General features: G+C 41.8%; 17 protein-coding genes. 14 read left to right on the top strand and 3 right to left on the bottom strand.

The features are described 5' to 3' along the window. Positions 1-205: 205 nt before the first annotated feature. From HMPREF9421_RS08810 to HMPREF9421_RS08800, 3 genes are all read right to left on the bottom strand, one after another. The gene (locus tag HMPREF9421_RS08810; RefSeq protein WP_050786743.1) at positions 206-541 is read right to left on the bottom strand and encodes a GIY-YIG nuclease family protein; all 336 of its coding nucleotides are present in this window, start codon (positions 539-541) and stop codon (positions 206-208) included. Then, on the bottom strand, positions 531-1277 hold the full coding sequence (locus HMPREF9421_RS08805; RefSeq protein ID WP_006596670.1) for a tRNA1(Val) (adenine(37)-N6)-methyltransferase: 747 nt from the start codon (positions 1275-1277) through the stop codon (positions 531-533). Before HMPREF9421_RS08805 ends, HMPREF9421_RS08810 begins: the two co-directional genes overlap by 11 nt. Before the next feature lie 99 nt (positions 1278-1376). Continuing rightward, positions 1377-3716: a cation-translocating P-type ATPase gene (locus HMPREF9421_RS08800; protein WP_006596669.1), complete on the bottom strand. Its 2340-nt coding sequence runs from the start codon at positions 3714-3716 to the stop codon at positions 1377-1379. Between the two features lie 137 nt (positions 3717-3853). On the opposite strand from HMPREF9421_RS08800, the gene HMPREF9421_RS08795 reads away from it, so the two are divergent. The 14 genes from HMPREF9421_RS08795 (at position 3854) to HMPREF9421_RS08730 (ending at position 20485) form a co-directional block, all read left to right on the top strand. Further along, positions 3854-4597 (top strand): lysophospholipid acyltransferase family protein, encoded by a 744-nt coding sequence (locus tag HMPREF9421_RS08795; protein ID WP_006596667.1) that lies wholly within the window; start codon positions 3854-3856, stop codon positions 4595-4597. A 104-nt stretch (positions 4598-4701) separates the two neighbouring features. Beyond that, on the top strand, positions 4702-5379 hold the full coding sequence (locus HMPREF9421_RS08790; protein WP_006596934.1) for a helix-hairpin-helix domain-containing protein: 678 nt from the start codon (positions 4702-4704) through the stop codon (positions 5377-5379). Next, entirely contained in the window at positions 5363-7603 is a 2241-nt protein-coding gene (locus tag HMPREF9421_RS08785) for a DNA internalization-related competence protein ComEC/Rec2 (protein WP_006596665.1), read from the top strand. The genes HMPREF9421_RS08790 and HMPREF9421_RS08785 overlap by 17 nt, the downstream gene beginning before the upstream one ends. 62 nt (positions 7604-7665) lie before the next feature. Continuing rightward, a complete protein-coding gene (locus tag HMPREF9421_RS08780) occupies positions 7666-8331 on the top strand; it encodes a DUF805 domain-containing protein (protein ID WP_006596664.1) in 666 nt (221 codons plus the stop codon). Continuing rightward, positions 8309-9346: a DNA polymerase III subunit delta gene (holA, locus tag HMPREF9421_RS08775; RefSeq protein ID WP_006596663.1), complete on the top strand. Its 1038-nt coding sequence runs from the start codon at positions 8309-8311 to the stop codon at positions 9344-9346. The genes HMPREF9421_RS08780 and holA overlap by 23 nt, the downstream gene beginning before the upstream one ends. A 71-nt stretch (positions 9347-9417) precedes the next feature. Beyond that, on the top strand, positions 9418-10023 hold the full coding sequence (gene sodA / locus HMPREF9421_RS08770; protein ID WP_006596662.1) for a superoxide dismutase SodA: 606 nt from the start codon (positions 9418-9420) through the stop codon (positions 10021-10023). Between the two features lie 252 nt (positions 10024-10275). Beyond that, positions 10276-11748, top strand: a complete 1473-nt coding sequence (locus HMPREF9421_RS08765; protein WP_006596922.1) for a helicase HerA-like domain-containing protein — start codon at positions 10276-10278, stop codon at positions 11746-11748. A gap of 142 nt (positions 11749-11890) precedes the next feature. Then, on the top strand, positions 11891-12943 hold the full coding sequence (locus tag HMPREF9421_RS08760) for a serine hydrolase (RefSeq protein ID WP_006596660.1): 1053 nt from the start codon (positions 11891-11893) through the stop codon (positions 12941-12943). Between the two features lie 144 nt (positions 12944-13087). Next, positions 13088-13774 (top strand): Crp/Fnr family transcriptional regulator, encoded by a 687-nt coding sequence (locus tag HMPREF9421_RS08755; RefSeq protein WP_006596925.1) that lies wholly within the window; start codon positions 13088-13090, stop codon positions 13772-13774. A 266-nt stretch (positions 13775-14040) separates the two neighbouring features. Beyond that, positions 14041-15270 carry an arginine deiminase gene (gene arcA, locus HMPREF9421_RS08750; protein ID WP_006596658.1) on the top strand — a complete coding sequence of 410 codons (1230 nt, stop codon included), beginning with the start codon at positions 14041-14043 and terminating at the stop codon, positions 15268-15270. A 95-nt stretch (positions 15271-15365) separates the two neighbouring features. Next, entirely contained in the window at positions 15366-16382 is a 1017-nt protein-coding gene (argF, locus tag HMPREF9421_RS08745) for an ornithine carbamoyltransferase (protein WP_006596657.1), read from the top strand. Positions 16383-16467: 85 nt separating this feature from the next. Continuing rightward, entirely contained in the window at positions 16468-17412 is a 945-nt protein-coding gene (arcC, locus tag HMPREF9421_RS08740) for a carbamate kinase (RefSeq protein WP_006596656.1), read from the top strand. 203 nt (positions 17413-17615) lie between these two features. Then, positions 17616-19127: a YfcC family protein gene (locus tag HMPREF9421_RS08735; protein ID WP_006596655.1), complete on the top strand. Its 1512-nt coding sequence runs from the start codon at positions 17616-17618 to the stop codon at positions 19125-19127. Positions 19128-19144: 17 nt separating this feature from the next. Next, positions 19145-20485, top strand: coding sequence for a dipeptidase (locus HMPREF9421_RS08730; RefSeq protein WP_006596654.1), 1341 nt, complete (start codon positions 19145-19147; stop codon positions 20483-20485). Positions 20486-20494 lie beyond the last annotated feature (9 nt).

The raw sequence follows: 20494 nt of genomic DNA, 5'->3' as shown, positions 1-20494 counted from the left end.
GAGGACAAAGTCCTTTTAGAAACTTTCCTTAGGTGAATACGAACGTCAGCGAACTTCGAAGAAGTTCCATGACTTAGTTTTGGACCTTAGGCTCCAAAACTCTCGAGTGCCTGAATCAATTACGTTTCAGGCACTTTTCTCACAGCGGAAAGTTTTTAATCTTCTTAAATAACTAAAAAGATAGATTTAATTTTTTAAAAAACGTCTAGCCATTATATATAAAAATTAGTATGGAAACAGAATGTTTTTTACACCATTTAGGTGTTTTTTGTTCTGAATCTAGCTTGGATTGTTGATGCTTGATATAGGTCAATTTTTCCTCTCGGCTCTTCCGTTTAAAAAGTGCTTCTGCAGACATAGCTGCTCTTTTGTCGGGAAAAGACTCCTGATAGATCAAGGTCACAGGAAGTCTGGGACGTGTATATTTGGCGCCTTTGCCAGCGTTGTGGGTTTTGATACGGCGCTCGATATCGGTGGTGTAGCCAGTATAGAGGGTTCCATCCGCACACTGGACCACATACATATAAGCTTTAGTTCCCATAATAAATCTCATGAATTTCCGGCGTATAGCTCCCATCCTCCTCATGGATGAACAGTGGAGGAAGAATTTTTAGACCATCCTGCGATCCATCTTTAATGGCCTCGATGAGGAGCATGTTGGCATCTTTATGGACCTTGGGGTAGACAAATTGAATCCGTTTAGGAGCCAGATTGTAGCGTATCATGGTTTCAATGATATCTAAGAAGCGATCCGGACGATGCACCATGACGAGTCGGCCATTGGATTTGAGGGTCCGTTGGGCCACTTGACAAATTTGGTCCAGATTGGTGGTGATCTCGTGACGGGCTAGCAAATAATGAGGGCTTTCATTTAAATTGGAGTGCTCATCGACTTTAAAATAGGGAGGATTACAGAGAATAAGGTCAATCTTGCTACCGGGGAAATGGTGAGGCAAGTTTTTAAGATCATCTGTAATCATGGACATACGGTCAGACAAACCATTTAATTGGATGGAACGCTCTGCCATGTCGGCGAGTCTTTCTTGAATTTCCACTCCGACGATGGTTGCTTTAGTCCGCGTGCTAGCAAAGAGTCCGACTGCACCATTGCCAGCACAAAGGTCTACAATTAGACCACGATTGGGCAGTTTAGGAAAGCGTGACAGGAGGACACTATCAATAGAGTAGCTAAAAACCTCTCTGTTTTGAATGATTTTTATATCACTAGAAAATAGTTGGTTGACGCGTTCGCCGTCTTTTAATTCGATATCGTTCATGGCTCTATTATAGCATGAAAAGAGGACGTGGAAAAGCGTAGAAAGGGATAAGAAAAAACAAAGGACAGAACTTTTGTTCCATCCTTATCCAAGAGTTGTTTAATCAAACTCGTATTTTTGATAAATCGTAGCCAAGATGAAGATCCCTGTAAAGAGGGACATCAAGGCAAGGTAGACTGGGAAGGTCACAGCTGTCAATGTTCCGATTTCAATCAGACCTTTCAAGTAAAAGGCAGAAAGGTAGAAACCACAAACAGAGAAGATGATTAAGAGACCTCTCCAGATATTGAGTGGCAAACAAGCCCGAATGACGGACAAGAAACCAATAGATCCTAACAAGTAGTAGGAAAGGGTAGACATGTCCAGGCTAGACCAGCCATGATGAGCTCCCCATAAACGAACAAATAAGACGCTAAAGACAACCATCAAGGCATTTGGTAAGGCCAGATGCAAGGAGCGTTTGAGGAAGTGTTTTTCCACTGGCTTAATGTTTCGTTCAAAGGTTAAGACAAATGGAGGGAATCCTTCAACAAACTGGTCAATGAGAGTAATCTGAATTGGAATAAATGGGAAAATCAACAGGTAGTTGACATCAAAGAAGAGAGCACTTGCGATACAGATAATGGCTAGGATGAAGGAGTAAATGGTCTTGATAAAGAAGATAGGAGCAATCCGTCCAATGTTATTGACCACCCGACGTCCTTCAAAGAGAATTTCTGGAACATCATTGAAGTCTGAGTTTAGTAAGACGAGATTGGCAATTTGACGGGTTGCAGGATCTCCTTCAGCCATCACGATGGAGCAGTCAGCTTCTCGTAAGGCTAGAATATCATTGACTCCGTCTCCTGTCATGGCAGTGGTTCGACCAGCAGCCTTGAGTGTTTGAATCAAGAGTTTCTTTTGATGAGGAGAAACCCGTCCAAAAATGGCTGTACTTTCTGCTAGGTCCACCAACTCATCGTCCTCAATCTTAGAACAGTCAATATAACTTTCATAGCTTTCAAAACCAGCTTCCTTAGCAATGTAAGAAACAGTGACTGGATTATCACCAGAGATAATTTTTAGATCTACATCTTGGGAGCGAAGATAATCCAAGGTTTCAGCAGCCCCTTCGCGGATTAGATCGAGGATTTCAATGACGGCAATCGCTTCTACATCACTTGGTAAAGTCAAATCATGCATATCGATAGCTTCCACACTGCGAGCTAAAATCAAGACTCGTGATCCATGGGCTTGGGCTTCCAATACCGCTGGAGGGTTTTCTTTGAGGAGCATTTCTGGGGCCCCTAAATAAATGGTTCCCAAGTTGGTCAGGGTCATGGCACCCCATTTTCGATCACTTGAAAATGGAATGATTGATTCGGCTAAATAAGCGTGTTCTAACTCGCCATATGCTTTGCGGATTGCTTGGGCAGTTGGATTGTTATCCTCGGAATTTTGCATATAGGCAGCGAGAATAACTTCGATAGTTTCTTCAGAAAAGTGTTCAGATAGCGAGTGAATGCCTTTGACAGTCATTTTTCCTTGGGTGATGGTTCCTGTTTTATCCAAACAAAGAGTATCCACACGAGCTAAGGTTTCTACAGAGTACATCTCTTGGACCAAGACCTTGCGCATTCCTAACTTGATTACAGCTGTCAAGAGAGAGGTTACTGTCAGAAGGGCAATTCCTTTTGGCAACATGCCCAGGAGGGCAGTGGAAGAGGTAATCACAGAATCTTTCATTGGAAGCAGTTTGATTAAAAAGGCTTCACAAAAGAGGGCAATTCCAAATGGGATAATAATCTTTCCAGTAAAACTAGAGATTTTAGCCAGATTATAGAGAATGCGGGAGTTGATGGGTTTGAGAGTTTTCGCTTCTACCATTAATTTATTGGCATAGTTATTGGCCCCCACACGTTTGACACGGGCGTAGACCTGGCCACTCGCTAAGAAGCTACCGGATAGAAGTTCATCTCCCTCTTCCTTGAGAACCAAGTCACTTTCTCCCGTCAGCATGGCTTCGTTGGCTTCAGCAACTCCCTTTTGAACGAGGGCATCACTCGGAATTTGGTCCCCAGCAGATAGCTTAATCAGGTCACCAAGGACAATTTCCTCTGGGGCAATGGTTTCTTCTTCCCCAGCTCGGATGACAGTGACCAGCTCCTTACTCATCAAATTCAATTTATCAATCATCCGTTTGGCGCGGAGCTCTGTGGCAATTCCGGATAAGGCATTAAAGCAGATGACTGCAAAAAAGACCAGGTTGCTCCAGGCTTGTACCGCAACCAAAGCGACGGCAATCACAAAGTTCAAAGCATTAAACAAGGTGAAGACATTGCGCTTGATGATTTGCCAGGTACTGGTACTGGTATTCGCTTTAAATTCGTTGGTTTGGCCACGCTGTATTTTTTTGCGGACCTCTTCATAGGTTAATCCCTTTAATTCATTCATTTCCATAAAAACATCATATCATTTTTTTAAGAAAAAGACTAGATGCAGTCGGTTTGTTGACTTGGCAACTTTTTGAAAAGATTTGCGGGGAACAGAAGGATAAGGTATAATGGATAAACAAGAGAATTATCAAAGGAGAAAGCATGTTTTATACCTATTTACGTGGCTTAGTGACCTTTATTTTATGGGTTCTGAATGGAAATGCTCATTATCATCATAAGGAACTGATTCCGAGTCAAGAAGAAAATTACATTCTCGTAGCTCCTCATCGAACTTGGTGGGATCCTGTCTACATGGCCTTTGCGACCAAGCCCAAGCAATTTATCTTTATGGCTAAGAAAGAACTCTTTACCAATCGGATTTTTGGCTGGTGGATTCGCATGTGCGGGGCTTTCCCAATTGACCGTGAAAATCCAGGTGCCGCTGCGATTAAATACCCAGTGAATATGCTCAAAAAAAGCAAGCGTTCCTTGATTATGTTTCCAAGTGGAAGTCGCCATTCACAGGATGTTAAGGGTGGAGTTGCTGTGATTGCTAAGATGGCTAAGGTACGCATTATGCCTGTTACTTATACGGGTCCAATGACCCTGAAAGGCTTAGCTACTTGTGAACGGGTTGACATGAACTTTGGGCATCCCATTGATATTTCTGATATTGCAAAGATGAACGATGAGGGCGTGGAAGAAGTTGCAAGACGTATCCAGGCTGAGTTTGATCGCTTAGATGCGGAATCTCAGGCACTCCGCAATGACCGGAAACCTTTTATCCTCATCCGTTTGTTGAAGTTTTTACTCCTGCCATTTGTCTTGGTGGTCGTTCTACTGACCCTCTTGTTTAGTTATATCGCAAGTTTCGTTTGGGATCCAGACAAGCATCGGAAGGACTAATGAGTTTTCTTGAGAACAAGAAAGTCAAAAATCATGTGATTTTTGACTTTCTTTTTTTTTATTTCTTCGATTTTTTACGAATAATAAAAATAAAAGGGGTATTTATGGAGACGTGGATTGAGAAGATCAAGGAATATAAACTATTTTTAGGCTTGGCTGCTGTGGGCTTGGTAATTGGAGGACTATTTCTCTTTTGGCCTAAGCAGCCCCCACAAGCACCGGAAACTGTCATTTCCCAGTTAGAAATGGTGGATCAGGAGACGTCTCCTAAGGAAGACACAAGCCTCTCTTCCAGCTCTCAGCAGAGGAGTGAGGAAAAGATGGAGCCCTCTCAAGAGAAAATCATGGTGGATGTGAAGGGAGCTGTCAGACAAGCGGGGGTTTATGAGCTTCCAGTGGGGAGCCGGGTCTATGACGCAGTGCAAAAAGCAGGAGGGATGACAGACGAAGCTAACAGCCAATCCGTCAACTTGGCGCAAAAATTGGAGGATGAGTCCATCGTCTATGTTGCTAAGAATGGAGAGGAGATAGCGCCTGTTGCATCCGCATCTGCTGGAACGACAAGTGGCGAACAGCAGTCAAAAGATGGGAAAGTCAATCTCAATACGGCAACAGAAGCAGAACTACAGACGATTTCTGGGATAGGTCAAAAGCGAGCCCAGGATATCATTGCTTATCGAGAGGGGAAAGGAAAATTTCAATCTGTTGATGAATTGAAAAATGTTTCTGGGATTGGCCAAAAGACGCTAGAAAAGTTAAAAGAGCATGTTACAGTGGATTAGAAGTCTCCATATTCATTTATTTCATCTCACCCTGCCGGTCTTAGCTCTCTATTACTGGATGTACACGGAGCACTGGCTCGCTCTAATCTTCCTGCTGGCTTTCCTCATCTTGTTTAGGAGACGCTACGGGGACAAACGATTTTTGTGCCTCATAGGGTTTCTTTCCCTCTTTGCCCTTTGTTTTGCTTTCCGGATCGAACAAGGAAGACGAGAGTCAAGCGATCATAGGGTCCCAAGTGTTATTCAGCTTTTACCGGATACCATCAAGGTGAATGGAGATGCTTTATCCTTTCGTGCCAAGTCAGGTAGCCGTACTTTTCAGGTTTTCTACCAGCTTCAGTCAGAGGAAGAACAAGCCTATTTTAAACACCTGGATCATGGGCTAGAATTACGGATCAAAGGGGAATTAGAACCCCCGACAAAACAGCGGAATTTTATGGGTTTTGATTACCAGGCTTATCTGAAAACACAAGGGATCTATCACCTTTTGAAAATTAGCCACATCCTTGAAAAGAGACCTGCTGAGCCTAGAGATTTCATAGGTCTGCTGTCTAGTTGGAGGAGGAAGGCCCTTGTATGGGTTCACCAGCATTTTCCCCAGCCCATGAGTCACTATATGACGGGCTTGCTTTTTGGTTTTTTAGACGTCGAGTTTGAGGAAATGAGCCAGCTGTATTCGAACTTGGGGATTATTCATCTGTTTGCCTTGTCAGGCATGCAGGTTGCCTTTTTCTTAGATGCCTTTCGACGATTCTTTCTCCGCTTGGGATTGGAACAGGAGAAGGTTGTAATCCTCCTCTATCCGTTTTCCCTTCTTTATGCTGGGATGACGGGGTTTTCGGTTTCAGTCGTTCGAAGCGTCTTACAGAAACTCCTGGCCCAGGCTGGGCTCAAAGGAATGGAAAATATGGGAGTCACCCTTCTTTTATTGATTGTTCTCCTACCTTCCTCCTTATTAACTGCTGGAGGTCTCTTATCCTGCGCCTATGCCTTTATATTGACGCTCACCTCTTCTGAAGAGGAGAAGTCAGGAATCCGAAAAGTCGTCAAGGAAAGTCTAGTGTTAACACTAGGGGTTCTTCCTTTTCTCATCTTTTTCTTTGGAGAATACCAACCCTGGTCTCTTCCTCTAACCTTTATTTTTTCTCTCTTATTTGATCTTCTGTTGTTACCAGGTCTGAGTGTCGTCTTTCTCCTCTCCTTTTTCTATCCCTTGACCTTCTGGAATCCTTTCTTCGTCTGGATGGAAAAAAGTATGGAGTATATAGCGAGCTTCACTAGCAAATCCTTGGTTTTTGGACAGCCAAGCATTTATTTTTTCATCTTGCTTTTGTGCTTGCTGGCTTGTCTCTATGAGATGCGAAAGGTTAAGAAATGGAGATATCTTTTTCTACTCTTAGTATGCTCTGTATTTGCTATCGTGAAGCATCCTTTAGAAAATGAGATTACCATCATTGATATTGGTCAAGGTGATAGTATTTTGTTGCGTGATTGGCGAGGAAAAACGATCTTAATTGATACAGGAGGAAAAGTGGACTTTGGCCAAAAGGAGGAATGGAAGAACCGAAGGTCTACTAGCAATGCAGAACGGACCCTGCTCCCCTATCTCAAGAGCAGGGGGATTGACCAGATTGATCATATGATTCTCACGCATACTGACACAGATCATATGGGAGATTTGGAAGTGCTTGCGACTAAGGTTAGGATAAAGGAAATAAATATTTCTAAGGGAAGCTTAAAGAAAGACTCTTTTGTCCGTTTGCTCAAACGGTTGAACTTACCGGTGAAAACGCTAGAGATTGGAAATCGGTTATCAATCTTTGATGGGAGTGCAGAAGTCCTCTATCCGGTAGAAGTAGGAGATGGAAGTAATAATGATTCCATTGTTCTCTATGGACGCTTTTATGGGTGGTCCTTCCTTTTTACAGGAGATTTAGAAGAAGAAGGGGAAAAGACCTTGTTAGCCCGTTATCCTCAACTGCGCGTGGATGTCCTAAAAGCAGGCCACCATGGTTCTAAGGGTTCTTCTCACCCTGCCTTCTTAGAGAAAATCCAAGCAAAAATTGCCTTGATATCTGCGGGTGAAAAAAATCGTTACCAGCACCCTCATCAGGAAACCTTGGAGCGTTTCGAAGAGTTACAAATGACTGTTTTTCGTACAGACCAGCAAGGAGCGATTCGTTTTAGAGGGTGGAATCAGTGGAAGATTGAAACCGTTCGATAGGAGCTGTTTGATTTCTAGCTTGAAAATTGCTATGATAAAGTCAAGGAAATGAGGTTACAAGTATGAAATCATTACAGTTGTTTTGGATGCAATATGCTGATTTTTCTAGAAGATCAGATAGAAAAGAATTTTGGATTAGCCAAGTCTGGCATTTATTGTTTACAAGTCCTTTTTGGATTTACCAATTGGTCTTATTCTTTTCAAATTCGAAATCAGAGGAAGAGGTGATTCCCTTGACCGGGATGGACGTTTCAGCTTGGTTCAGCATCTTTTTTCTCCTCTATCTCTATCTTATTTTTGTTCCCCAGCAAGCGGTAGTCGTTCGGCGATTGAGAGATGCGGGTCTTCATTGGTCGTTGATTTTCCTATTTCTAGGCCCTATCTTGCTCTACCTTTTATCTCCTATTTCAATTTTTCTAGTCTTAGCTCTTGCAGGCTTGCTTTGTTTGGCATGTCTCTTGGTCCTTCCAAGTGCTAGACTTGCACAACCGGACCAGAATGCTTCTCCAGGATTTGATTTTACGAGTCCCGTGGTCTCTTCGCCAAGTATGCCATCCCATTTGATGGATCCCAACAGTTTTTCAGCTATTCCCCAGATTGTTTCGGCTCCACCAACTCCACTAGAGAAAGCGCCACTTGAAAAGAAAATGGAATCGGAACAGACCCAGCATCAGTTTAGAGAGTGGAATGAGGTACCTTCAGAACATGCAGGCTTTACAAACAATTAAAAAAATCAGTGCTGAGAACCTTCCTCCAATCCTGGTTCTATCAGGAGATGACATCGGTCAGTTTGAGTGGATGAAAGAGCAACTTTTAAAGAAAGTTGGCTACAATTCATCTGATTTGAACTATTCCTATTTTGACATGAAAGAAACAGCATATGCAGAAGTCGAGCTTGACTTGGTCAGCCTCCCATTTTTTGCGGACGAAAAAATAGTGATTTTAGATCATTTTATTGATGTGACGACCGCAAAAAAAAGATACCTGACAGATGATGAATTGCAGTCCTTTGAAGATTACTTAGCGGCGCCTTTAGAAACGACTCGCTTGATTGTCATTGCGGAAGGAAAACTGGATAGCAAGCGAAGGATTGTCAAGCTTTTAAAACGGGATGCCCAGTTGCTGGAGGCAACTGAATTAAAAGAGCAGGAGTTGCGTGCCCATTTCACGGAAGAGATCAAGTCTCTAGGGCTAGCGATTGATTCACAAGCCTTCGACCAACTTTTGATTAAATCGGGCTTTGATTTTAGTGAGATTCAGAAAAACTTGGAGTTTCTTAAAACTTACAAAGGAGCTTCTAGCATCACCATCTCAGATATTGAGGAGGCTATTCCGAAGACACTACAGGATAATCTGTTTGATCTGATTCAGATGATCCTAAAGAAACAAATTGATTCCGCCCGCAGTTTGGTTAAGGACCTTCGGTTACAAGGAGAGGATGAAATCAAACTTCTGGCCATCTTGTTGAGTCAGTTCCGCATCTTCACACAGGTTAAGCTGTTGAAGCAAGAGGGACGGACAGAACCCCAAATCGTTTCAGACCTATCAGAGTTGACCGGTCGGAAAGTGAACCCCTACCAAGTCAAATTTGCCCTAAGAGATAGTAGAGGGATATCTCTATCTTATTTGGAGCAGGCGATTTGTCTTTTGATTGATACCGACTTTCAAATGAAGTCGGGAACGTATGAGAAGGACTATCTATTTGATTTAGCTTTACTAAAGCTGGCCAACCCATCTGTGTAAGCAGAATAGTTGAATTAATTAGATGATTGCGTTATCATTTTTATATACATAAAGAAATAGAGGTATTTTCCATGGCAATTATTTTACCAGATCTTCCGTACGCATACGATGCATTGGAACCATACATTGATGCTGAAACAATGCACTTGCACCATGACAAACACCATCAAACTTACGTAAACAATGCAAATGCAGCTCTTGAAAAACACCCTGAAATCGGTGAAGACCTTGGAGCTTTGCTTGCTGACGTAGAATCTATCCCAGCTGATATCCGTCAGGCGCTTATCAACAATGGTGGTGGACACTTGAACCACGCTCTTTTCTGGGAATTGATGACTCCTGAACAGACAGCTCCTTCAGCAGAACTTGCAGCAGCAATCGATGAAACTTTTGGTTCATTCGAAGAATTCCAAGCAGCCTTCACTGCAGCAGCAACTACTCGTTTTGGTTCTGGATGGGCTTGGTTGGTTGTTAACAAAGAAGGGAAGCTTGAAGTGACTTCAACAGCAAACCAAGACACACCAATCTCAGAAGGGAAGAAACCAATCTTGGGCTTGGACGTTTGGGAACATGCCTACTACGTGAAATACCGCAACGTTCGTCCTGACTACATCAAAGCTTTCTTCTCAGTGATCAACTGGAACAAAGTAGATGAGCTTTACGCAGCAGCTAAATAAGCTTTCATAATAAAAAAAGTTTGAATCAAGAGGCCACTTAACGGGGGGCCTCGATTCAGGCTTTTTATTTTTAAATTGGTCAACATAGACTAAAAGGATTCTCCCGTTTTGGAAGGGATATTTCTTGCGTTTATACCTGAAAATGATACACTAGAGGAGTATGTGAAAATGAGGAGAAAGGTTTCCTACATAAGGAAGAAGCCTTGTCACTTTTTCTGAAAAAACTGTGCCTTAACAAAAGGGAGAATGAAAATGACAAGTATTACGATTACAAAAGGAGCAGTGGATACGCCACTTTATCTAAAAATGCTCAACCGCCACGGTTTAATTGCAGGAGCTACTGGTACAGGGAAAACCGTGACCTTAAAAGTGATAACTGAAAAATTAAGTCAGCAAGGGATTCCGGTGTTTCTAGCAGACATCAAGGGAGATCTTTCAGGTCTTGCAAAAGCTGGACAATGGACGCCAAAGATGGAAGAGCGCTATAAGCTACTAGGTATTACAGATCCTTTTGAACCTCAAGCTTTTCCAGTTCGTTTATGGGATGTCTTTGGTCAAGCAGGCCATCCAGTCCGTGCAACGATTGAAGGAATGGGGTCTCTTTTACTAGCTCGCTTATTGGACCTCAACGAAACGCAAACAGGGATTTTGGCCATCGTCTTTAAATTGGCCAAAGAAAAAAATTGGCCTTTGATTGATTTGAAGGATTTGCAGAGCCTTTTGAAGGAAGTGTATGACCATGCCTCAGATTATTCCGCTCAGTATGGAAATATCAGTAAACAATCAGTAGGGGCTATTCAACGAAGCTTGTTAGTGCTAGAGCAAGAGGGAGCAGATCAATTCTTCGGAGAGCCAGCTTTGGATCTTCAAGATTTTATGCAATTGGATAACAGTGGACGAGGTTACATTAACATTCTATCAGCGACTCGTCTCTTCAACTCCCCTAAACTCTATTCAACCTTCCTTATCTGGATGTTATCTCGTCTGTTCGAAACCTTGCCAGAAGTTGGAGATTTAGAAAAACCAAAATTTGTCTTCTTCTTTGATGAAGCCCACCTTTTGTTTAATGATGCGAGCAAGCTCTTCCTTGAAAAAGTTGAGCAAGTCGTTCGACTCATCCGGTCTAAAGGAGTGGGGATCTACTTTATTACACAGAATCCTCAAGATCTTCCTGAATCTGTATTGGCCCAGCTTGGTAATCGTGTCCAACATGCCTTGCGTGCCTATACGCCAAAGGAAATGAAGGCTATCAAAGTTGCTGCTCAAAGTTTCCGACCAAACCCAGAGTTTGATACGGAAACTGTCTTGACGGAGTTGGGAACAGGGGAAGCTCTAGTCTCCTTCCTAAATGAAAAGGGGCAACCAAGTGTGGTTGAGCGCTCCTATATTTTGTCTCCACAATCCAGTTTTGATTTGTTAAACGAGAGTGAACAGTTGGCCTTGATTACCAGCTCTCCTTTCCATCAAAAATATGCTGTTCGAGTAGACAATGAATCAGCTTATGAAAAATTGACTGAAAAATCTGCTAGAGAAGAGAAGGAAAAGGAGAGGGAAGCGGAAGAAAAGACAAGAGTTGCAGAAGAGAAGGCTAGCCAAAAACGGAGTCCGGGCCGTCCACGAAAATCTAGTATAGAAAAGGCCAAAGATTCCTTTATCAGTTCCTTGTTCCGTACCATTGCGCGTGAAGTTGCTAAATTGATTATGGGATCTTTTAAGCGCAAGTAAGACAGTCAAAAGGGGACAGATTCATAGGAACAGGAGGAAGGATTCAGTCGGGATTGCTAAAAAAGTTTCTTCCAGAAGAAATCGTTTTCTGATTCAGAAATACCTTGTTATTTTAAAGAGAATCTTTTATAATTAACTTCATATGAAAAAAATATTTAATGTTCGATCGATCATGATTGTATTGGGAATTTTACTATGTATAGGAGGAGTTGGAGCATTAAGTTACCTTCATCTTCATCAGGCTCCAGCTTCTCCTCTTGCTCAAGAGGGAACGACGGCTCAACCAGCTGAGTCAAAGCAAGAGAAGCAACCCCTCCAACCTCCTCGTGTCAAAACTCCTGAGGAGAAACAAGCCGTCATGGATCAAGATCGTGAAACCATGGAGAATTTGGGTCTTGTCTATGATTATGCCAATAAAGGCTTGGTAGAAGTTGTACAAGACTACATGGCTGAATATGGTATTGATCCTTCCCAAATTACCTTTACCTATAAAAATCCTGCGACAGGTCAACAATTTTCGATGAATGAGTTACAGCCAATGACAGCGGGAAGTACTTATAAACTACCCCTAAATATGTTAGTCGTGGATGAAGTCGATGCAGGAAAGTTAAACTTAACGGATGAATTTGATATTACCAATACTTACTACGAGTACCTTGGAGAGCATGATAATTATGTAGCTGCCTTTGGTGGAGCTATGACGATTCCAGATATGCAACGTTATTCTCTTGTCTATTCAGAAAATACGCCGGCATATGCCTTGGCCGACCGCTTTGGTGGCATGGACAATGTCTATGAGAAGTATAAAAAATATGGAAAATCCCGTGCAGAAATAAAAACCATTAGTCCTGAAAACAAAACGACATCTGATTACTATATTCAAGTCTTGGACTATCTTTGGAACCACAAAGAAAAGTATGGGACCTTGCTAGAATTAATCGGAGAGTCCTTTCCAAATGAATACTACAAACGGTATTTACCAGATTTAGTCATTCAGCAAAAACCTGGTTATGTAGCGGAAGCCCTGAATGTCGAAGCTATTGTTTACGAACAAACTCCTTATCTTATCTCAATTTTTACAGCTGGTCTAGGGGGGACAACCCCAGAAAGTACGGAGATCAGTGGTTACGGTCTTCATTTACTTGGTCAACTCTGCTATGTGATCAATGAATGGCACCGTGTAAATGTCAATTAAGGAATTAGAACCTTTCCCAAGATAGTTTTGGGAAGGTTTTTTCTATGCAAAAATATGGTTTAATGGTTAAAATCTTGGTGACATTCTTTGAGGTCAGTGAATAAATATGATATAATAACTAAAGAACCTAAAGAAAGAATAAAAATGATTACAAAAGAAGATTATCAGTTGATTCGATCCCATCCAGCTTTCTCTGAAATTCCAGTTGAAAAATTTGATAAATTAGCTGTAGAAATCCATTATAGAGAAATTCCAAAGGGACAAATCCTATTTTTTGCTGGTGATAAACGCGATCGTATCTTTTTAGTGGTGGAAGGCTATGTCCGGATTGAGGAGTTTGACTCTTCAGACACCTTCTCGTATATGGATTACATCAAAGAAGGAGCTGTTTTTCCATATGGTGGTATGTTTACAGATTCAACTTATCACTATACAGCCACTTCCATGACAACGGTAAAATATTTAAGTATCCCTGTTCAGCTTTATGAAGAAATTGTTCAGTCCAGTATGGAACAAGTTCTCTTTATAACGAGAAAACTTTCAAAAATTCTGGAATTCCAGGAGTTGCGACTTCGCAATGTGGTGGCAGCTAGTGCCAGTGATCGTGTGATCCAATCCCTAGCTCTACTCTGTAAGGATTATCAAAAGTCTGGGCCAACTATTCCTTTTCCAATGAGTATGAAGGAGTTGGCTAGATTAGCTGCGACGACGAGAGAAACCGTCAATCAAGTGTTAAAGAAGCTCCTAGAAGAGGAGAGAATCGAGTACAAGCATAAGAAATTAACTTTTCTAGATCTTCCGTTCTTTTTAGATAGTTTTGAAGAAGCCTAATAGGGCTTCTTTTATTTTCTGTCAAAAACGTTAAAAAGTTTCAAAAATCAAATAAAAAAATATTTACTCGCAAAAAGAATATATTTAGCAAAATATTCAAAGAAAGCGGTTGATTTTTCATAAAACAAGGGTAATATTTAAAAAAGTGTCAGATTCTTGGCGTTCGTAATGGAAGATTGGCTGTGAAAGCGGTACCAATTGGTGATAAAATAAAACCTGTAAACGGGATTAGCTAAGCTAAACCGCAAGAAAAAGGAGGACTATAGATGTCTACACACCCAATTCATGTTTTCTCAGAAATTGGAAAACTGAAAAAAGTTTGTTTGCACCGTCCAGGTAAAGAGTTGGAAAATTTGATGCCTGACTATCTTGAACGTCTTCTTTTTGATGATATTCCTTTCTTGGAAGATGCTCAAAAAGAACACGACGCATTTGCTGAAGCACTTCGTAACGAAGGTATCGAAGTACTTTATCTTGAACAGTTAGCTGCTGAGTCATTGACTTCTCCAGAAATTCGCGATCAGTTCATCGAAGAATACCTTGAAGAAGCGAACATTCGTGGACGCCAAACAAAAATTGCGATCCGTGAATTGCTTCACAGCATTGAAGACAACCAAGAATTGGTTGAAAAAACAATGGCAGGGGTTCAAAAAGCTGAACTTCCAGAAATTCCTGAAGAAGCAAAAGGATTGACAGACCTTGTTGAATCTGACTATCCATTTGCTATCGATCCAATGCCAAACTTGTACTTCACACGTGACCCATTTGCGACAATTGGTAATGCAGTATCATTGAACCACATGTACGCAGATACACGTAACCGTGAAACCTTGTATGGTAAATACATCTTCAAATACCACCCAGTTTACGGTGGAAAAGTTGAACTTGTCTACAACCGTGAAGAAGATACTCGTATCGAAGGTGGAGATGAGTTGGTACTTTCTAAAGATGTATTAGCAGTTGGTATCTCACAACGTACTGATGCTGCATCAATCGAAAAATTGTTGGTAAACATCTTCAAGAAGAACGTTGGCTTCAAGAAAGTATTGGCCTTCGAATTTGCTAACAACCGTAAATTCATGCACTTGGATACAGTATTCACAATGGTGGACTACGATAAATTCACAATCCACCCAGAAATCCAAGGTAACCTTCGCGTCTTCTCTGTAACTTACGAAAACGAACAATTGAAGATCGTTGAAGAAAAAGGTGATTTGGCTGAATTGCTTGCTGAAAACCTTGGTGTTGAAAAAGTTACATTGATTCCATGTGGAGATGGCAACATCGTTGCTGCTGCACGTGAACAATGGAATGACGGATCAAATACTCTTACAATCGCACCTGGTGTGGTAGTAGTATACGACCGTAACACTGTTACCAACAAGAAATTAGAAGAATACGGACTTCGTTTGATCAAGATCCGCGGAAGTGAATTGGTTCGCGGTCGTGGTGGACCTCGTTGTATGTCAATGCCATTCGAACGTGAAGAAATCTAATCATCCTTCTACAGGTTAGACGGGCTCAGTGTCTAAACTGAGCCCTCTAAACTGATTGACAGGATCTTATCATGCATAATTAAAGGAGATAATTAATGACAACTTCAGTATTCCAAGGACGTAGCTTTTTAGCAGAAAAAGACTTTACACGTGCAGAGTTAGAATACCTTATCGGACTTTCAGCTCACTTGAAAGACCTTAAAAAACGCAACATTGACCACCGCTACCTAGCTGGTAAAAACATTGCGCTTTTGTTTGAAAAAACTTCAACTCGTACTCGTGCAGCCTTCACTACTGCAGCCATCGACCTTGGTGCTCACCCAGAATACCTTGGTGCAAACGACATCCAACTTGGTAAAAAAGAATCTACAGAAGATACTGCAAAAGTTCTTGGACGTATGTTTGATGGTATTGAATTCCGTGGTTTCAGCCAACGCATGGTTGAAGAATTGGCTGAATTCTCAGGTGTTCCAGTATGGAATGGTTTGACTGACGAATGGCACCCAACTCAAATGCTTGCTGACTACTTGACTGTTCAAGAAAACTTTGGACGTTTGGAAGGTTTGACACTTGTATACTGTGGTGACGGACGTAACAACGTTGCAAACAGCCTTCTTGTAACAGGTGCTATCCTTGGTGTGAACGTACACATCTTCTCACCAAAAGAACTCTTCCCAGAACAAGAAATTGTTGAATTGGCAGAAGGATTCGCAAAAGAAAGTGGCGCTCATATCTTGATCACTGAAGATGCTGACGAAGCTGTGAAAGGTGCAGATGTACTTTACACTGACGTTTGGGTATCTATGGGTGAAGAAGACAAATTTGCAGAACGCGTTGCCCTTTTGAAACCTTACCAAGTAAACATGGAATTGGTTAAGAAAGCTGATAACGAAGACTTGATCTTCTTGCACTGCTTGCCAGCTTTCCACGACACAAACACTGTTTATGGTAAAGATGTTGCTGAAAAATTCGGCGTAGAAGAAATGGAAGTTACTGACGAAGTGTTCCGTAGCAAATATGCTCGCCACTTTGACCAAGCTGAAAACCGTATGCACACAATCAAAGCGGTTATGGCAGCTACTCTTGGTAACTTGTACATTCCAAAAGTTTAAGACTTTATAACCGTATACCAACAGCTATAGGGGCTGGACTGCTAGCTTTAGTCCTGCCCCTATTTTTTATAGAAAGGGAAAAACTATGTCAAGAAAAATCGTCGTTGCTTTGGGAGGAAATGCCATTCTCTCATCTGATCCTTCTGCAAAAGCTCAACAAGAAGCACTTGTAGAAACAGCAAAACACTTAGTAAAATTGATTAAAAATGGGGATGACTTGATCGTCACTCACGGAAATGGTCCTCAAGTAGGAAACCTTTTGCTCCAACATTTGGCAGCAGATTCTGAAAAGAACCCAGCTTTTCCATTGGATTCATTGGTTGCAATGACTGAAGGAAGCATTGGTTTCTGGCTTCAAAACGCTCTTCAAAATGCTCTTCTTGAAGAAGGAATTGAAAAAGATGTGGCTTCTGTTGTGACACAAGTCGTTGTTGATAAAAATGACCCAGCTTTCGTTAACTTAAGCAAACCAATCGGCCCATTCTACTCTGAAGAAGAAGCAAAAGCAGAAGCTGAAAAATCAGGTGCAACTTTCAAAGAAGATGCTGGTCGTGGCTGGCGTAAAGTTGTTGCTTCTCCAAAACCAGTGGATATCAAAGAAATCAATACTATCCGTACCTTGTTCAATGCAGGCCAAGTAGTGGTTGCAGCCGGTGGTGGCGGTATTCCAGTTGTGAAAGAAGCTGATGGCAGCTTGACTGGTGTTGAAGCTGTTATCGATAAAGACTTTGCATCCCAACGTTTGGCTGAATTGGTAGAAGCAGACCTCTTCATCGTTTTGACAGGTGTGGACTATGTCTTTGTGAACTACAACAAACCAGATCAAGAAAAATTGGAACATGTAAATGTCGCTCAATTGGAAGAGTACATCAAACAAGACCAATTTGCACCAGGAAGCATGCTTCCTAAAGTAGAAGCTGCGATTGCCTTTGTAAATGGTCGTCCAGAAGGAAAAGCAGTCATCACTTCACTTGAAAACCTTGGCGCTTTGATTGAGTCTGAAAGTGGAACAATTATCGTTAAAGACTAAATCATGCACATGAGGAGGGGAGTAAATCTTATTTTTACAGGATTTTGTATAAAGATTCTCCCCTTGTTTTTTCTAAAAAAGATTAGGAAAAACTAGTTTTTTAATCTTAAATATGATAAAATAAACATATAGGTAAGCGCTTTCTAAAAGATAAACCTTTTGAAAGAGTCACTCAAACTTTGTTGCGTTAGGAGGATAAGCAAATGAGTGAAAAAGCGAAAAAAGGGTTTAAGATGCCTTCATCTTATACCGTATTGTTAATCATCATTGCCATTATGGCAGTGTTAACTTGGATTATTCCAGCTGGTCAATACAAAGTTGACGATGGTGGTGCCATCATCGCAGGTAGTTATGAAGCTGTGAAACAAAATCCTCAAGGGATTTGGGACGTCTTGATGGCCCCAATCAATGCCATGCTTGGTAAAGCACCAACCAGTGCAGCCATTGACGTAGCCTTCTTTATCTTGATGGTCGGTGGTTTCCTTGGTGTTGTGAACGAAACAGGTACCCTTGATGTAGGGATTGCTTCTATCGTTCGTAAATACAAAGGCCGCGAAAAAATGTTGATCTTGATCTTAATGCCATTGTTTGCCCTTGGTGGGACAACTTATGGTATGGGTGAGGAAACCATGGCCTTCTATCCACTTCTTGTACCTGTTATGATGTCTGTTGGTTTTGACAGCTTGACAGGGGTAGCCATTATCTTGCTTGGTTCACAGATTGGATGTTTGGCATCTACCTTGAACCCATTTGCGACAGTTATCGCATCTGATACTGCAGGTATCTCAAGTGCTTCAGGTCTCTTGCTTCGTTTAATCTTCTGGATTGTCATGACAGCCCTTAGCACCTACTATGTATACCGTTACGCTGATAAAATTCAAAAAGACCCAACCAAATCTCTCACCTATGCTACTCGTGAAGAAGATTTGAAACACTTCAACGTTGATAGTGGCGAAGAAATTCCTTCACAAATGAACAAGAAACAAAAACGTGTCTTGCTCGTCTTCATTTCAACATTCGTCATCATGGTTGCTGGATTTATCCCATTCAAAGATTTGGGTATTACATTCTTTGACAGCTTTAACGAGTCTCTCCATAAAGTTCCTTACCTTGGTCAATTGATCGGTAACACAGATGCTCTTGGTACTTGGTATTTCCCTCAAACAGCTATGCTCTTTGCCTTCATGGGAATCCTTGTTGGTATCATTTATGGCTTGAAAGAAGAACAAATCATTTCATCCTTCATGAATGGTGCAGCTGACCTCTTGAGTGTTGCTATTATCGTAGCAGTAGCACGTGGTATCCAAGTCATCATGAACGACGGTATGATCACTGCAACAATTCTTCACTGGGGTGAAGAAGGACTTAAAGGTCTTTCATCTCAATTGTTCATTGTCTTGACTTACATTTTCTACTTGCCAATGTCATTCTTGATTCCATCATCATCTGGTCTTGCCAGCGCGACAATGGGTATCATGGCACCTCTTGGTAAATTCGTTAATGTACCAGCTAGCTTGATTGTTACAGCTTACCAATCTGCATCTGGTGTCTTGAACTTGATCGCACCAACTTCAGGTATCGTAATGGGAGCTCTTGCTCTTGGACGTGTTGAATTGAGTGCATGGTGGAAATTCATGGGTAAATTGGTCGTAGCGATTGTAGTGATTACCATTGCCCTTCTTCTACTAGGAACTGTGGTTCCATTCTTACAATAGAATAAAGTAGGTGTTTCATGAAAAATAGAATAAAGGACGATGTAAAAGAGCAGTTTTTAACCTCTCTTCAAACCATCATTTCTTATCCTTCGGTTTTAAACGAAGGCGAAAATGGAACACCGTTTGGACAAGCTATCCAAGATGTCCTTGAGAAAACGTTAGAAATTGCTCAAGAAATGGGCTTTCAAACCTATCTAGATCCTGAAGGATACTATGGATATGCAGAGATCGGTCAGGGGGAAGAACTCCTGGCCGTTCTTTGTCACTTGGATGTTGTTCCAGCCGGTGATTTAGAAGATTGGCAAACGCCACCTTTTGAGGCAACTTTGAAAGATGGATGGTTGATTGGACGTGGGGTACAAGATGACAAGGGGCCATCCCTTGCGGCCCTTTACGCAGTTAAGAGTCTTCTCGACCAAGGAGTGACATTTACCAAACGGATCCGCTTTATATTTGGTACAGACGAGGAAACTCTCTGGCGCTGTATGAATCGCTACAATCAGATAGAAGAAAAAGCAGATCTTGGCTTTGCTCCGGATTCCTCTTTCCCATTAACCTATGCTGAAAAAGGCTTGCTTCAAGTGAAGCTCCATGGACCAGGCTGGGAGGATCGTCCCTTACAAGCTGGTCGTGCCCTTAACGTGGTACCAGATAAGGCAACTTATAAGGGGGAACGTTTAGAGGAACTTTTACCAGTGATCGAGCAAAGTGGTGTGAACTATACAGAAGAAACAGGAGCAGTAACCGTTCTTGGACTGTCTAAACACTCCAAGGATGCGGCTGAGGGTGTCAATGCTATTGTCGGCTTAGCGGAAAGTCTTTCCTTGATCCAGCCTCATCCAGCTCTTCTCTTTATAGCAGATGCTGTTGGGGAAGATGCGACAGGAGCAGCTCTCTTTGGTGAAATCAAAGATGAACCAAGTGGTGCTCTTTCCTTCAATATTGCAACCCTCTCCATTGATGAACAGCAATCTGAAATCGGGATTGATATTCGGATCCCTGTCCTAGCAGATAAGGATGCTTTAGTAGAGCGATTAACTGAGGTGGCGTCTAGTTACCAACTTCAGTATGAAGAATTTGATTATGTAGCTCCACTGTACGTGCCGTTAGATAGTCCATTGGTAAGTACTTTGATGAAGGTCTACCAAGAAGAGACTGGTGATCAAACCCCAGCTATGTCCTCAGGAGGAGCTACTTTTGCTCGAACCATGGAAAATTGTGTGGCTTATGGGGCCCTCTTCCCTGATGCTCTCCAAACAGAGCACCAGGCTAATGAGCGAGCCAAACTGGATGATTTATATCGTGCAATGGAAATTTATGCCGAGACCATTCGACGGTTAGCAGGCAAGGAAGTCTAATATAGATTT

The organism is Streptococcus australis ATCC 700641 (assembly GCF_000186465.1).
In the GTDB taxonomy this organism is placed as follows: domain Bacteria; phylum Bacillota; class Bacilli; order Lactobacillales; family Streptococcaceae; genus Streptococcus; species Streptococcus australis.
The sequence above is the reverse complement of the archived record's forward strand: the minus strand, read 5'-3'. Positions and strand labels throughout refer to the sequence as shown.